This is a genomic window from Staphylococcus pseudoxylosus, assembly GCF_003697915.1.
GTDB lineage: Bacteria > Bacillota > Bacilli > Staphylococcales > Staphylococcaceae > Staphylococcus > Staphylococcus pseudoxylosus.
Map to the genome: position 1 here is coordinate 80,337 of NZ_RCVN01000012.1, position 16,303 is coordinate 96,639.

Annotated in this window: 15 protein-coding genes; 3 read left to right on the plus strand and 12 right to left on the minus strand. The window is 33.0% G+C overall.

Translation table 11 applies throughout. The annotated features are described in order from the left end of the window. Window positions 1-8: 8 nt before the first annotated feature. From D9V42_RS11360 to eda, 5 genes are read right to left on the minus strand one after another with little or no spacing between them, the layout of a single operon-like run. A complete protein-coding gene (locus tag D9V42_RS11360) occupies window positions 9-1,304 on the minus strand; it encodes a TRAP transporter large permease (RefSeq protein WP_107530551.1) in 1,296 nt (431 codons plus the stop codon). Then, window positions 1,301-1,810, minus strand: a complete 510-nt coding sequence (locus tag D9V42_RS11365; protein ID WP_122065021.1) for a TRAP transporter small permease — start codon at window positions 1,808-1,810, stop codon at window positions 1,301-1,303. Before D9V42_RS11365 ends, D9V42_RS11360 begins: the two co-directional genes overlap by 4 nt. After that, window positions 1,785-2,822: a TRAP transporter substrate-binding protein gene (locus tag D9V42_RS11370; RefSeq protein ID WP_107555081.1), complete on the minus strand. Its 1,038-nt coding sequence runs from the start codon at window positions 2,820-2,822 to the stop codon at window positions 1,785-1,787. The genes D9V42_RS11365 and D9V42_RS11370 overlap by 26 nt, the downstream gene beginning before the upstream one ends. 26 nt (window positions 2,823-2,848) lie before the next feature. Then, entirely contained in the window at window positions 2,849-3,820 is a 972-nt protein-coding gene (locus D9V42_RS11375) for a sugar kinase (protein WP_122065023.1), read from the minus strand. Between the two features lie 3 nt (window positions 3,821-3,823). Then, a complete protein-coding gene (gene eda / locus D9V42_RS11380; RefSeq protein ID WP_122065025.1) occupies window positions 3,824-4,441 on the minus strand; it encodes a bifunctional 4-hydroxy-2-oxoglutarate aldolase/2-dehydro-3-deoxy-phosphogluconate aldolase in 618 nt (205 codons plus the stop codon). A gap of 137 nt (window positions 4,442-4,578) precedes the next feature. On the opposite strand from eda, the gene D9V42_RS11385 reads away from it, so the two are divergent. After that, window positions 4,579-5,523 carry a LacI family DNA-binding transcriptional regulator gene (locus tag D9V42_RS11385; protein WP_122065027.1) on the plus strand — a complete coding sequence of 315 codons (945 nt, stop codon included), beginning with the start codon at window positions 4,579-4,581 and terminating at the stop codon, window positions 5,521-5,523. Window positions 5,524-6,340: 817 nt separating this feature from the next. Here the strand turns inward: D9V42_RS11385 and cidR are convergent. From cidR to isaB (D9V42_RS11405), 4 genes are all read right to left on the minus strand, one after another. After that, window positions 6,341-7,216: a cidABC operon transcriptional activator CidR gene (gene cidR, locus D9V42_RS11390; protein WP_107555085.1), complete on the minus strand. Its 876-nt coding sequence runs from the start codon at window positions 7,214-7,216 to the stop codon at window positions 6,341-6,343. A gap of 72 nt (window positions 7,217-7,288) precedes the next feature. After that, window positions 7,289-8,116, minus strand: coding sequence for a class A beta-lactamase (gene bla, locus D9V42_RS11395; RefSeq protein WP_167456107.1), 828 nt, complete (start codon window positions 8,114-8,116; stop codon window positions 7,289-7,291). Window positions 8,117-8,606: 490 nt separating this feature from the next. After that, window positions 8,607-9,191 (minus strand): immunodominant staphylococcal antigen IsaB family protein, encoded by a 585-nt coding sequence (isaB, locus tag D9V42_RS11400; protein WP_122065031.1) that lies wholly within the window; start codon window positions 9,189-9,191, stop codon window positions 8,607-8,609. Window positions 9,192-9,246: 55 nt separating this feature from the next. Then, window positions 9,247-9,810, minus strand: a complete 564-nt coding sequence (gene isaB, locus D9V42_RS11405; protein WP_425275808.1) for an immunodominant staphylococcal antigen IsaB family protein — start codon at window positions 9,808-9,810, stop codon at window positions 9,247-9,249. A gap of 279 nt (window positions 9,811-10,089) precedes the next feature. Between isaB (D9V42_RS11405) and D9V42_RS11410 the strand changes: the two genes are divergently transcribed. Beyond that, window positions 10,090-11,481: a GntT/GntP/DsdX family permease gene (locus D9V42_RS11410; RefSeq protein ID WP_122065035.1), complete on the plus strand. Its 1,392-nt coding sequence runs from the start codon at window positions 10,090-10,092 to the stop codon at window positions 11,479-11,481. A gap of 74 nt (window positions 11,482-11,555) precedes the next feature. Here the strand turns inward: D9V42_RS11410 and D9V42_RS11415 are convergent, their stop codons facing one another. Further along, entirely contained in the window at window positions 11,556-12,635 is a 1,080-nt protein-coding gene (locus tag D9V42_RS11415) for an aldo/keto reductase (RefSeq protein ID WP_122065037.1), read from the minus strand. A gap of 223 nt (window positions 12,636-12,858) precedes the next feature. Between D9V42_RS11415 and D9V42_RS11420 the strand changes: the two genes are divergently transcribed. Then, complete coding sequence (locus tag D9V42_RS11420) at window positions 12,859-13,164, plus strand: monooxygenase (protein ID WP_122065039.1); 306 nt, start codon at window positions 12,859-12,861, stop codon at window positions 13,162-13,164. Window positions 13,165-13,392: 228 nt separating this feature from the next. Here the strand turns inward: D9V42_RS11420 and D9V42_RS11425 are convergent, their stop codons facing one another. Next, window positions 13,393-15,318, minus strand: coding sequence for a CDP-glycerol glycerophosphotransferase family protein (locus tag D9V42_RS11425; RefSeq protein WP_122065041.1), 1,926 nt, complete (start codon window positions 15,316-15,318; stop codon window positions 13,393-13,395). Continuing rightward, window positions 15,318-16,259 carry an NAD-dependent epimerase/dehydratase family protein gene (locus D9V42_RS11430; protein WP_122065043.1) on the minus strand — a complete coding sequence of 314 codons (942 nt, stop codon included), beginning with the start codon at window positions 16,257-16,259 and terminating at the stop codon, window positions 15,318-15,320. The genes D9V42_RS11425 and D9V42_RS11430 overlap by 1 nt, the downstream gene beginning before the upstream one ends. Window positions 16,260-16,303 lie beyond the last annotated feature (44 nt).

The following is a 16,303-nucleotide window of genomic DNA, read 5'->3' on the forward strand; positions in this document are numbered from 1 at the left end:
CTCCTTTTCTATAATCCTAATAATTTAGGAAGGAATAATGAAAGTTCTGGGATAAATGTTATAAATAACATCAAGATAATTAATGCGATGAAATAGGGTACTAAATATTTAAATACTGCTTCTACACGTACGCCACCAACGCTGGCACCTACAAATAATGCACTACCTACTGGCGGTGTGATGTTACCAATACATAAGTTAAAAGCTATAATAATCCCAAAATGAATTGGGTCTAAGCCTAAAACTTCTGAAATTGGTAAAAATATCGGCGTAAATATTAATACTGCTGGCGTGATATCCATAAACGTACCAATCACCAGTAAAATGACATTAATTAATAGTAATAAAATGATTGGATTATCAGTCATAGAAATAATGCCATTTGAAATTGCTTCAGGTAATCCTGTATAACTCATAACAAGCGAGAACAATGCAGAAGCAGTAATTAAGAACAATATCATCCCACTTATTTCTGCAGTCTCTTTTATCACATTAGGAATTTGTTTCAATGATAAACTTTTATAAATAAGCGATAATACGGTCGAATAAAGTACGGCTACAGCTGCACCCTCAGTCGCAGTAAATACGCCTGAAACAATACCGCCAATAACAACGACAATTAATAACAAACTTGGCAAAGCATCTAATGTTAAAAATAATTTATCTCTCCAACCAATACTTTCGGATACTTTATATCCTTGTTTTTTGGCCATAATAAAAGCTACTATCATACAGGCAATGCCCCACAATATTCCTGGTATATAACCAGCTATAAATAATGCAGCAATTGATGTACCGCCACTCACAAGTGAATAAACAATGAGTAATGAACTCGGTGGAATCAATAAACCTGATGGTGCCGAGGCAATATTAGCTGCTGCCGAGTATTCTTTTTTATAACCTTGTTTTTCTTCCATAGGTCCCATGATGCGCCCCATTGCTGCTGCGGCTGCTACACTTGATCCTGATATTGAACCAAACAACATGTTGCCAACAATATTGGTATGCGCTAATGACCCAGGCAAACGACCTACAAGTACTTTTGCAAAGTTAACTAACCTAAATGCGATACCACCATTGTTCATGATGATACCTGCCAAAACAAATAATGGTATGGCGAGCATCGTAAAATCATCAATACCTGTAACCATACGTTGCGCTGCCGTCACTATGGTCACATCAAATGGTAAAATCATTAACAACGTGATGAGCGAACTCAAGATAATGGCTAATGCAATAGGTAAACCGAATAATAGGAAGAAGAAAAAAGTTATAAACAATACTAAGCCTGCCATGATTGTCATATATGCTCACCTCCATCTTCCTTATTAGCTTCTTGGACGGTCGCTAATTCTTGTTTATCTAACAGGTTATATATGGCATAAAAAATATTAAACAAACCAGAAACAGGAAGTGCGCTATACATCACAGCCATTGATAAACCAGTTGAAGGTGCGATTTGTAACCATGTCAGTTTAACCACCTCATAACCGCCCCATATCATAAGCACCAGTGCTACAATAATTAAAATAATATCCGAAATTTTTTCCATTATTAATTGTATTTTCTGTGGTAGCTTTTCACGGATAAATAATATAGCTATATGCTGTTTGATGCCGAACACATAACTTGCACTTAGTAACCCAAACCAAATTAGTAAGAATCTCACTATTTCTTCACTTACAGTACTTGGACTGTTAAAGATAAAACGTGTCAATACTTGGTAGATCGACAGGATAACCATTACGAAAAGCGCAATACCAGCTAAAGTTAGTAATAATTTATCAATGATCGTCTTTGCTTTCTTCATAGCGTTGTTCCTCCTTTTCGATTAATTTATAATCCGCTTGAGTATCGGGATTCTTTTTAAATTCATCTTGTAAAGGTTTTGAAGACGCTTTGAATGATGATTTATCTACGTCATGGAATTTCACACCCATTTTTTCTTTAGCTGTTTTCTTACTATCTTCAATCGCGTTATCCCAAATCGTTTCATGCTTGTCAGTTGAATAAGCCGCTGCATCTTTCAACCACTGTTGTTGTTCTTTAGAAAAACTGTCATAGGTTTCTTTATTCATGATTAATATGTCTGGAACAATGGCATGCTCCGTATAGTAATAATGTTTAGCCACCTCACCATGATTATTACTTGTTAATGCTGTTTCGTTATTCTCTCCAGCATCAATCACACCTGATTGCATTGCAGTGTACACCTCTCCAAAATCCATAGGTGTAGGCGTACCGCCAAGTGATTTAATTAAATCGACGCTCGTTTTACTAGGCTGCACACGCGTTTTCAGCCCTTTTAAATCTTTGCTTGTTTCAACTTTTTTATCTTTTGTATAGAGATTACGCATGCCTGCATCGTAATAAGTAATACCTAAAAATCCTTTATCAGCCGTTGATTTGAAAAATGCATCTTGTACTGATTGTTTTTGCATCACATGTCTATAACTATCTTGTGACTCAAATAAATAAGGCATATTAAACAAGGAGTACGTTGGAGAAAAACTTTCTAATGCTCCTGCTGAAACCTTAGTCATCTGTATTGCGTTTGTTTGTGTCATTTCTATAGCTTCACGTTCACTACCTAATTGTCCATTCGGATATATATTAACTTTTATCTGTCCATGGGATTCTTTTTCTAATCTATCTTTAAAGATCTCAAGTGATTTGTGTACTGGATGTTCGGTTGGCTGATTATGTGCTAACATAATTTCTTTTTTCTTACTTTCTGCGCTACCTTTAGAATCTGATAGCACAATAACTAACATGCCAGCTAAAAAGAATACGCTTACAAACAGAGCTAAAAATTTTTTCATGTTTTTCGCTCCTTTTAATTTAGACCTTAACGTTTCAGTTCACCAAAGTGCGACGACAGATTATGAACTGCACTTTCTTCTATATTTAATGCATCTTCATTTGTCGTATGTTGTATCACTGAGCATTTTGTAGCAAAATCAGTTACAGCATCTAATTGCCATTCCTTTGCTAGACCATGTAAAAACCCAGCCATAAATGCATCACCAGCTCCAATACGGTTAAGTACGGTATATGGATATGCTTTACCACTTATGAATTTTTCGCCAGCTAATGCAATTCCTTGCAATGTACTTTGTTCAATATCTCGATTACTGGAAGCCATTAAATCTATATCAAATCGCTTCTGTATTGTCTTGGCACATGTTTCAATATCATCATCTTCGTCATTCGTCTCTAACAAGTGAGTAGCGTCTTTCTTACCAAAGAACAATACATCTACAAGTGGTAATACAGATTGAATTACCGGTAATGCTTCTGCTTTTGTCCATAAATTGCTACGGAAATTAATATCAAACACAATTTTAGTACCTCGTGCTTTTAATTTTGTAAGTACTGATACAATTTGCTCCCGAATAGTCTTATTAACCGCTAATGTAATACCCGTGAAGATAAAGAAATCACCACTTTGTGTAACTAAGCCGTCGACAACTGTGTTTCCATGTTGCGCAAATGTAGAATGCGCACGATCATATATAACTTTACCGCTTCTATAACCAAAACTTTCTTCCATGTAATAAGTCCCTATTCTACCTTGTTGTTGTTTCACGAATTCAGTACCTACACGTGTTTGATACATCTTTTGTAATGCTATGTGACTCAGTGCATGTTGTGGTAACACCGTTAACATCTCTGTTTTGTGACCAAATTCTGCTAGTGTGATGAGCGCATTCAATTCTGCGCCACCTACATTTACGTCAAATGTGTGTGTATCTTTAAGCTGTTCATAATTAGGCGGAGTATAGCGTAGTAACACTTCACCAAATCCAAATACCGTCATAAATTATCCCTCGCTTTTTAATTCAGCTACATAATCCTTTAAACCTGCTTTACCTTGTTGTTGATAAATTTTTGTAATTTCACTTCCGATACCAACTGCAAAGCTGCCTGCGTCTAACCATGCTTGATGATTATCTTTACCAATCCCTCCTGTGGGCACAATTTCAATTTGAGGTAGCGGTCCTTTAAAATCTTTTATAGATTTTGGAGAAAACTGTGTCGCAGGAAATAGTTTCAATACTTTACAACCGTATCGTAAAGATTCAACCATTTCTTTAACAGTCATACATCCAGGAATATATGGTACATCATATAGATTAGCCATTTTCGCTGTCTCTTTATCAAAAGATGGACTAACTATAAATTTAGCACCATTTAAAATAGCATTACGTGCAGAAACGCTATCTAACACTGTACCAGCACCAATAAGCGCATCTTCTCTCTTTGATAACTCACCAATAATATCGATGCCATTCGGTGTTGTTAATGTTACTTCAATAACATTAAGCCCCTTATCTATGATTGTATGCGCAATATCTAAAAATGATTCAGCATCATCAGTACGCATCACTGCAATATGTTGTTCCTGTTGAATTGCCTTCATTGTTTCTACGGAATTCATCTTGTCATCCCCTTTTTTAAAATAATTTGGTTACAGAATAACAACGTTGTTATTTATATCCAAAAAAATATTGTAACGCTTGTCTCTATGGTATAATTAATTCTATCTTAAATCAATCTATTTTAAGGAGAGGTTTTATGGCTGTGACTTTAAAAGATGTTGCCGAAGCCTGTGGTGTCAGCTATTCCACAGTCAGTAAAGCATTAAAAAATTCCCAATTGGTTAAACCCAAAACAAAACAAATGATTCAACAAAAGGCTGTTGAGATGAATTATATTCCAAATCATTCTGCAAGAGCACTTGTTTCTAAAAAAAGTGGCACAATAGGATTAATCTGGCCATCTGTAGATCGTGTTGCTGTCACACATCTCATTACAGAAATTAATTTGGCTATTAAATCATTAGGTTATGTCATGTTTGTGTCAATCGATGATGTCGCAGCTGCTTCAAAAAAATTTGTTGAATTTGGCTGTGATGGTATTGTAATCTTCGATGAAGGCGACGACTCTAACCTACCTCCAGAAATATATAACAACGTACCTGTGGTTGCTTATGGTGTTGACCGTAAAATCCCTTATCCTATCATTAACGTCAATCATGCTGAAGCTATGGTCCTAGCAATAAAAGGTTTGATTGCTAAAGGTGTCGATACCATAGACTATATTGGTGACATCAATACAACTGACGCTCGACAAATTGCTAAAAAAGAAGCCATCATAAATTACTGTGAAAACAACAATGTTAACTACCGAATTATCGATTCTAACGGATTAAACGCAATAGATGCTGAAGCTGCGGTCAAACAATTTTTAAATAACGACGCCCTCTCTCCGGGCGTCATTTGCGGGAGCTATGATATAACGGTAGGTACGATTAATGCTATGGATTCAAATCAACAACCTATAATTTATTCTTATGACAATATTCCACAAATTAAAAAATTGGATTATCCAGTTCAAGCTATAGGTGTACCGACTGCCGATATTGCACAGCAAATTGTCACAACTCTAGATCAAGTCATCAAAGGTGAACCGACAGAATCTGCGTATCATCTACATCCTACTACAAGTGATGAAGACTAATTAATATATTGATATACACTATAAACAAAGCGCCCAAGACTACATGGACAGTGTAGACTTGGGCGAAATTGTTTGAGAGATATTTATCTAGAGGGTTAATGCATTTTTATGACTTCAAACGAAATATTCATTTCGTTCAATGTATTATAGGTTCGTCTGGTAATTGTTTTTTAAATCTAATAAGTGACTTCATAGATGCGTATGTCATCTTATCGATTTACAACAGCCAGTATAACAATATATTTTGTGAAATACAGTTAATATAAGGTATAGACAGGTTCATTATCTCATCTATGGTGGGGCGTCCTGTGTCGAAATGATACTTTACCAATAGCGTTGGATGGGGTGTTTTAACTTCATGACTGGGAGAAAGTTAATTTATCGTTGGTTTTATTTATCATTTCGAATTATTATGTTTACATTCTCACAAGTAATACGTCATTCATCTGTTTAAGGCTTACAAATAACAACCAAGTTGGTTATGCTACATCGACTCTGTGTAGCAATAACGTATTACCAAGGCAATACATAATTTCAGGCGCTTTTAATTTACATAATAAGTAATGAACCCTAGTTAATAAAGCGCTTTCTATTAAACTGCTGTTATATCTTAGGTGTACGATAAAATAAATACATTATGAAATACTTATCTATAAATCATTATAAATGATTTATTAGCGAGTACTCATAACCCTCTACCACTCTATTATAGTATGGTAATTAACATGATTAAAATACATAGTTGGAATATTTAACATTCCCTTTTAGAATACTTGGTACTAACTAAATATAATAATGAACTGGTACAATTGTGTATTTATTTGTAATCCGTTAAAAATTGAATCCATTCATGTGTCACATGGTTCATATAACTATCTTTTTTCCAAATTAAACCTAAATTCCATGCAGCATCAGCTCCCGTAATTTCAATACCAACAACGTCATCATTCAAAATGCGTACAATACTCTCAGGCAAAATACTCACACCAATGCCATCTCGAATCATATTTTCAATAAAAGTAATTTGAGACATTTTTGCTACTGTTTTCGGATGAAATCCAACTTTCCTACAACTTTCGATAATTTGGTCTTTTAAGTAATAATCATCATGGAACATGATAAATTTTTCACTCTTCAAATCCCCTAGATACACAGATGATCGCTTCGCTAACTCAGCATGTTTATCGACCACTAGTAATAATTTTTCATTATATAAAGGTACTGCATGGTAAATGTCATCATCTACAGGCAACGTAGTAATACCAACGTCAATTTCATCGCTGTTCAAATAAGACTCAACCGCTTTTCCTCCACCTTCTATCACTTCATACGTTACATTTGGGTATTTATTATGAAATTCATTTAAGCTTTCTGTAAATAAACGGACATTCATTATAGCAGAAATACCAACACGAATATGCCCTCGTTCTAAGTTTGTCACGTCCCCCATTTCTAGCGACAAATCATCCAGTACAGCCAAAGCTTCAACGCACTTATCATAAAATATTTGACCAATATCTGTCAGTATAATATGCTTTTTTCGTCTATCAAACAAAGTAATATTAAATTCATCTTCGATACTTTTGATATTCTTACTAATTGTAGATTGCGCGATATAAAGATGTTCCGATGCCTGCGTCATACCACCATTTTTCACAACTTCCACAAAATACTTCATTTGCTTAATTTCCATTTTAAACTCCTCTATGACTCTCTGTTTAATTATTACCCGTAACTCATTTGATTCCTCGATAGGACAAATTTATCACTTCAATTTTTTAATTGCTTCTTTCGCTGCTGCTGCGATGATTTTGTCATCAGGTTCCGCATTTTTTTGGTCTTGTTTCGTATATACTGCTAAAATAATTGGCTTTCTATGTTTGTCAGTATATATGAATGCTAAATCATTGCGTGTTCCATAAGTCAAACCTTGGCCGCTCTTGTCTCCAACAGTATACGCTTTAGGCACACCAGCTTTAATCAAACTATCACCTGTTTCATTTTCAATCATAACTTGTTTTAATAACGCTTGATTGTCTTTATCCATTTGGTTGCTAGCTAACAATTTATGCAAGGTTGTTGCAGCTGCTCTTGGCGTCGTAGTATCAGCAATTTTTGTTGGATCGTAATCATTTAAATCTGGTTCTAACCTTTGAGGTTTTGAAATGTAATCTCCTAGACCTTTCAGTTCATTGTTAAACCCTTCAATGCCGCCAATTTCATTTATAATCTTATTATTTGCAGTGTTATCACTTTGGAGCATAGATGCCTGCACTAAACTTTTCAATGACATTGTTTTACCTATGTATTTTTCGGTCACTGGAGAATACGCAACCATATCTTGTTCATTTATTTTTATCTTTTTATTAAGCTTACCGTTAGGCATATTGTTAAGTAAAATCCCACTAGCAATCGCTTTATATGTAGAGGCAAATGCAAATCTTTCATCTGCATTATGTTTATACACTTTACCATTATCCGTATTCATACCATATACGCCTATAGTGACATCATTCTCTTGTTCGATATGTTTAAGCTCACTCGCAGATGCGCTATCATAATGCGTTAAATATGCTAATATCAATGTAAACATACTTACCAAAGTAGCTAGAAATATTTTTTTCATAAGAAACATCATCCTCCTAATTGTTTAAAATATTTTTATTAAACTTTTTTATAATTATAACTGTAAAGTTAACTAATTAAAATCAACATTACAAACATACCAAGTTCCGCTATAAAGAAATCTAATTTCATTTAAACATCTTCGTCGTCACACAACACCAAAATGATTAGAATTGAACGATGTAAAAACTTTATCTGCAATAAATTTCATGCATAAATAACACTTATTCAAAATCGGAACATCTGAGCAAAAGCTCATGTGTAAGAACCACTAACTAGCAAAGCGGAACACCTGAGCAAAGGCTCATGTGTAAGAACCACTAACTAAATAAATTTAGAAGTGGTTCTTTATAGCAGTGGTTCTTTATAGAAGTGGTTCTTTATAGCAGTGGGGTTAATGATTAAGGCTGAGACAATTAAATTTGCCCCAGCCTCTCTACTCAAGATTTTAAATTATTCTATTGACCAATTGTGATTTCCATTAAATTGTCGTTTTTGTCAAAGAAAGCTGTATAGAAGCCATCATTTGTTTCATATTTTACAAATGTGCCATCTTTATTACCTAATTTTCCTTCATCAATAATTTCATTAGAGTTGTGTGCATCTTTGAAAGTTTCTTTAGAAACTGAGTCTGTTTTTGTGAAGAATGTTATTTGAACTACTTCATTATCGCTATTAAAGGATACAGAAGTATCATAAACCTTTTTAACATGGTCAAACTCTTTCTTAGCATCTGTATCTACTTTATAACCGTTAATTGAAACATTGTCATATTTTAAAGCACGTACAAAGTTATAATCTTGAGTGAATGATGGGTCATATGTTGTATAGCCCTCATAGTTATACCATGGTGTTTCAGCTTTTAGTTCTGCATTGCTTTCAGTATTTGCACCACTAGCGCCACCTTCACCATGTCCCCATTTTTGCTCTTGCTCAGCTGCTTGTGCACTTGGACTATTTGTCGTAATATATGCTGCTGAAGAACCTACGACAAGTGTTGAAATAACGACAGTTGCTGAAAGTATCTTCCCTATTTTACGCATAATAAATCACTCCTTTAAATTTATGTCCTTTTTGCCAAACAACAACTTTTCATAACTAATGAATTTCTATTTGATATAGATCACCTTGTTTATCAAAGTAGACATTATAATAACTTTCATTTGTTTCATATCTAACAAAACTACCTACATCGCCTGGTGTTTCTCCCTCTGTTAAAATATCATTACTTTGATGCGCATGTTTGAATTCAGTTTTAGAAATTGTATCAGGTTTTGTATCAAATTTTACTAACACAACTTCATCTTGTTCATTAAAGTTAATCGTTGTATCATACAACATTTTCGAATGATCAAATTCTTTATAAGCATCTGGGTCCACTTTATAGCCATTGATTGTGACATTATCGTATTTTAGCGCTTGTACAAAGTCGTCATCTAACGGGAATGATGCATCTTGAGTTGTGTATCCATCATAATTGTACCATGGTGTTTCAGCTTTTAGATCAACACCACCCTCACCATGCCCCCATGTTTGACTTGCTTGTTCTTTTGCTTCTGCTTTTGCTTCTTGATCGCTACTCGTTAAATATGCAAGAGATTGCCCTAGAAACAGTATCATCGTTAAGCCTACTATGGTCCATAACCTGACTAAATAACGAATGTAATCACTCCGCCATTTTTATAGCACCTATCTGAAAAAGTGTAATTATTCACTTTCATCATACACCTAATATTTTTAATTGCAAGATAATATTAAACATTTAATAAATTAATTTTCTATTTTCACCAGTATAATGAAAACGGTTTATTGTAATTATTTTTGATTTGTTTTAAAATGTTTCTCATGACCAAAATTAATTTTATTCAAAAACATTTAACATCTGATGTATATAACGGAAGAATTAATTAATTTCGTCATATTCAAAGGGGGAAACATCCATTGACAACTCAAGATTATCAACTATTGATTATAACTGTAATCAGTATTGTGTTACTGATTTTTTTAATCACTTCTAAATTAAAATTCCATCCACTACTAGCGTTGTTGCTTACAGCTATATTTGTTGGATTCACTTCGGGGTTAGGTATCGATAAAATTGTCGAATCGATAGAAGCAGGTGCCGGTTCCACACTTGGAGAAACTGGGGTAACTATTGCTCTAGGAGCAATGCTCGGCAAAATACTATCCGACTCTGGTGCAAGTGACAAAATCGCTTCGTCTATACTCCACAATGCATCTTATAAAAAATTACCTTGGATGATGGCATTGGCTGCGTTTGTCATTGGTATTCCAATGTTTTTCGAAGTCGGATTAATAATGCTTTTGCCACTGATTTTTACAATTGCTAAAAAATTGGAAGACGAAAATAAAATTAAAGGGTCTGCATATGTTGCAATTGGCGTACCTGTTATTGCAGCATTAGCAACCATGCATGGTATGGTACCACCGCATCCAGGTCCTCTTATTTCTGTAAATCAGTTTAATGCTAACATAGGTTTAACGATGATATTTGGTATTATCTGTGCCATTCCAACTATTATCATCGCCGGCCCTTTATACGGAAAATTTATTACACCTAGGTTATCTGTAAAGCCAAATCAAGATTTGTTAAATCAATATACTTCAGAAGATGATAATAAAGATGAAGAAGCGGAGTCAGTACCAACCATTTTAGCTTTTTCAACTATTTTAGTACCTGTCATCATGATGTTACTACATGCAATTGCAGGGGTCTTCTTTGGAGAAAAAACATTACAATATAAAATTTTTGAATTTTTAGGAAGTCCGATTATAGCCATGTTTATTGGTGTACTCTATGCCATAACTGTACTTGGTTATTTTAACAAACAAGATACGCAAAAAATCCGAGACGCCTTAGGTAGCAGCTTAAAACCTATTGCAGGAATCATACTTATCATTGCTGGTGGCGGCGCATTTGGTCAAGTCCTCGAAGATTCGGGGGTAGGCACTGCTATTGTTCACCTAGCACACAGCTTTTCATTATCTCCATTACTCATGGGTTGGGTGGTTGCTGCACTATTATCCATTTCAACAGGTTCTGCAACAGTTGGTATTGTTGGTGCAACTAACTTAATCTTCCCACTTGTTCAAGCAGACCCTAGTATAAACAAAGAATTATTAACTATTTCAATTGGATCAGGTTCCTTATTCTTCAATTATGTAAATCATGGTGGGTTCTGGTTAGTCAAAGAATCTTTTGGTATGTCCATGGGTGAAACATTTAAAACTATTACTATCGTACAGTCGATTGTCGGTATTTGTGGTTTAATCATGGTATTGCTTTTAAATGCAATTATAGGTATTTTTTAAGACAAAAAAGGAGCTATTCCTCAAATTTGGAATAACTCCTTTTTTGTCTTTGATTATTTTTAACAACACTATCGCTACAATAGCGTATCTTTATTAGACATTAATTGATTATAACCATCCAAATAAACTTTTTCTGATTCTGATGCTTTATCATAAGAATTCATAGCACGATGCCATAGTGGATATATAGGCTCTGGGTTAGTTAAATCAGTAATTGCAGCTGTTTCTTGGTTAGTTAATTTTAAATTATATGAAGCAATATTATCTTGTAGCTGTTCTTTCGTTCTAGCAGCTAAAACTAAAGAATCGACATTGGGACGCTCTCTAAGCCATGCAAGTGTGACTTGAGCTACTGAAACACGATGTTGGACAGCAATTTCTTGTAAGGTATCTATGAGATTATAAAATAACGTTTTATCTTTGATATATGGTTCTGCCCAACCATCACCTTGTCTTGTGCCGGACTCACCAGACTGTTGTCTATTAATCTTACCTGTTAATAATCCTTCCCCTAAAGGTGACCAAATGCTATTACCTATACCTAATTCTTTGCCAGCAGGTAATAACTCATATTCTGCTTCTCTTGATTCAGGTGTATAATAAATCTGTTGAGCGATTGGAGGTGCCATATGATTTGCTACTGCTAAAGTATGTGTCTTGGCTAATGCCCAACCACTATAATTAGACACGCCCCAATAACGAATCTTACCTTTTTTAATCAAATCATTCATCACTTGTATCGTCTCTTCTACAGGCGTCTGGCCATCCCATAAATGCGTATAATATAAGTCAATATAATCTGTGTTCAAACGTTTTAAAGAAGCATCAATTGAGCGCTCTATGTTCACTCTTCCTGCTCCACCATCATTTGGATTATCTGTTAATTGAAAGCCTGTCTTACTGCTAATAACCATCTGTTCACGTTTATCTCTAATCGCTTTACCCAATGCAATTTCCGCATCACCTTTAGCGTATAAATTAGCAGTATCGAATTGGTTGATACCTTGGTTCAATGCATAATCTATCACATAGTCAGTCAACGCTTGAGACATGCCACCTGCATTTTCAAAACCATTTGTGCCTGCGAACGGAATACTGCCAAGCGCATATTTCGATACCGATAAGCCTGAGTTACCTAACAATGTATAATCCATATTTATCCTCCTTATTAACATAGTTTTAACCATTTTCCCTTTAAAAGTAAATTTAAATCAAAATGACTTTCATTAAAAAATATAAACTATATCATCATAGCTATTTAACATTTCTATTTTTTTAATGAAATATACGACAAACTCAAACTTTTGTTGGTACACGTTATTACTAATTATAGTTATGATGAACTTATAATTACTTAATTTCGAAAGGATGTTTTTAATGGTAACAATTTTACAAGTAGATTTTCCTTTAAATGGACCATTTGGTAATGAGATGGCTCAACAATTTGAAGATTTAGCATCATCCATCAACCAGGAACCAGGATTTTTATGGAAGATTTGGACTGAGAATGAGTCAGAACAAGAAGCAGGCGGTATTTATGCATTCGAAAATAAAACGAATGCAAGGCAGTATTTAGATATGCATAGCCAACGTATCAAATCTATGGGCATACCTTATGTAAATGCCAAAATATTCGATGTAAATGAGCGTCTTACAAAAATAACTAAAGGTCGCTTAGACTAAAGCTATAAAAATAAAAACCCCTTCAACGCTACACTAGCAAAAGTGTGCCTTAAAGGGGTTCTTTTATGTTATTTTAGTTCAAGTTAGTACACAACTCGTCTCATAATATCAGAGCATTGTACCTATACGCTGTTACAGTCTCATAAAATTATAGAAATACATAAATTATTTCCTGGGCAATTCGATTTTACTGTAACTAGTAGATTGTATAGCATAAAATAAGATTCATTATAACTTTTTAATTTCATTATAGACATTAATAGTATTATTACCATCACTATATTCAATCATTTTGTTATATCTATTAATATATTCGTGCTGTTGTTTATTTTTATAGTTACTTTTCACGAAAGCATTCAATGATTGGTCTATTTCAAAAACTGCATCACCAAATCTATTGTTATCTTGGAGTATGTTTGGAGCACCATATTCTTGTTCTGCGAATTGTTTATCACCCCAAAAATATATTATATTACTTCCTCCCGCAAATGCATAAAAACAAATCGATGAGTAATCCGTTATAACTACTTTAGATTTAATTAATGCATCCTTTATATCTCCTTCATATATATAACTACTTATTTTTTCATAAGTTTCAGGAAACTGGTTTTCTATCATTAATCTCGCTTTTGGATGTAACGTTATATTAATATTTATATCATTATAAAACGGGTCATTTTCAACAATTTTCAAGAACTGCAGATACCTATCAATATATGAATTTTTTTCAATTTTTCCAGTTATGTCCCAAGGTCTCCATGTAAGCATAAATGTTATTTGTGTTTTTTCATTAGATTTATTCTGCGTGTATAAATCTAAATTAGGAATACCTTTTTGTATCAACTCACTGTCTTTAAATTTGGGATACTTTTTAAAATAAGATGACTCCAAATCTGAATTAGTGATAATATAATCTGGACAAATTGGAACCTTTTTATTAAAATACCCTCTTTCAAAAACATTTGTAGCTAAAGAAGGTCCGTGTTGTAAAAATACTTTTTTATCATTACTTAGAATTTTTCTTTTGAATGTCTTACTATTATCATATAATCTTCTCTGTAAATGACTAACTAGATCTGATGAAATAAATCTTTTAGCTTTCAAAATATAATAAAATGATTTAAAACTATTATGTGCTAATATATTATTCTTTCCATAATAATTTTGTAATTGATGAAAATCTTCATTTTCTTTGTCTAATATATACTTAGAAAAATCATCATTTTCTTCTTTGGATTTTTTAAATAGTTCAAAAGCCGATTCACCAGCATTTTTAGCGAATTTTTCAAAATATATATCATACTTTTCCTTATTGCCAAACTTCGAAACAACCATCGCAATTTTCTCTTTTATCTTTATCGATGTTTTTAAGTAGTCTGTCATCACTAGTACGATTTGACCTGTAATTGATTTTCTCACAAAAAACTCTATATTTTCATTTAGTTTAGAACTTTTTGAGCCATAAACATAATGTTCTTTATTATATTTATCTCTGTAATCAAATTTCAGCGGATAGTAATAATTAAGGTTGTCTTTATTTGTTGATTTAATATATGCTGGTAAGTTGATTTCACTAGATTCTACATACTTATTTAATAAATCTTTGTGGTTGATTTTTACATAACCAAAATGCGCCAACAAACCTAATTTGTTAGTAACCTCAGAAAGCCTTTTTCTTATCTTTTGAGAAAACAAATATTTAAATTCATAGTTAAGCGACTTGTCATAACCAAACGCAATATTCACTTTTTTCATATTTGCATATCTAAATCTTATTACACCAAATATATAAAACCTTTTAAATATTGATCTAACTTTCAATTTTTGTGGCGGATTTGACTCTGCTTTTTCAATTACTTCTTCTCTTTTTAGTTTAGGATGGTCATTTTTTATTATAATAAATGACAATCTATTTTTAGGATCTATATAAATAACGACTAATGTATTTTCTACTTTTGCAGAATTATCATATGTTTCTAATATTTCAATGTCTTCATTGTTTTGCTTTTTAACTTTACATATTTTACCATTCTTATATATATAAAACTTTTTGAACAAAAGTTTTCTTTTGCCATTTAAAACTCTTCCTTCATTGAAATCACTATACGCTTCATTCAACAAAATGTTCATCCCATTTTTCTTTGCATATTGCATTAATGTACCTCCTGTTTTGAAAATTTATAGTAATTAAGTAGACCTATATCCAAATCATAATTAGGTTTATAACCTAATGAAATTAAATCATTTATATCAGCGTATGAGTGTTTAATATCTCCTTCTCTTTCATTTGTTTTTCTAAAGTCGATTTGTAACTCATACAATTTTTCATATGTTTTGAAAATTTCAATTAAAGATGTAGGTTTCCCAGTCCCTACATTATAAATACCTCCAATTGCATTTTGATTATTAATGACTATATCTATCGCTTGTACAATATCTTTGACGTATACAAAATCTCTAGTTTGTGTTCCGTCACCATAAAAAGTAAAAACTTCATTATTTATATATTTATCTCTCATAATAGATAAAACACCTGAATAAGGAGATTTTGGATCTTGTTTAGGCCCATAAACATTAAAAAATCTTAGGCTAACCGTCGGAAGGTCGTAAAGCGTGTGAAAAATTTTACTATATTGTTCTCCTGCAAATTTCTGAATTGCATAAGGAGATTGTGGATTTACTGCTACTCCCGTTTTATTTGGTAGCTCTAAGTTATTACCATAAACAGCTGCCGAAGACGCAAACACAAACCTTCTTATATTCAAATTGTAACGCTTTAATACATTTAGTATGTTCAATGTCGAATCTATGTTGATTTCATTTGAATTGACAGGCTCGTTTATTGTTTCCACAACACTAACTACTGCAGCCAAATGAATTATAACTTCAAAATCATATTCAATTAGTATTTCCTTAATCGCATCTTTATTTTGAACATCTTCTTTAAAAAAATAATCGTCTTTAATAAATTTAATATTATCCCTAAATCCCGTTGACAAATTGTCTAACACATATACTTCATTCCCATTATCAAAGTAAAATTGTGCTACATGTGAACCTATAAACCCTGCTCCCCCAGTAATAAGTATTTTCATTAAATATTCATTCCCTTATATCATCTTTTAATTTATATTTTATA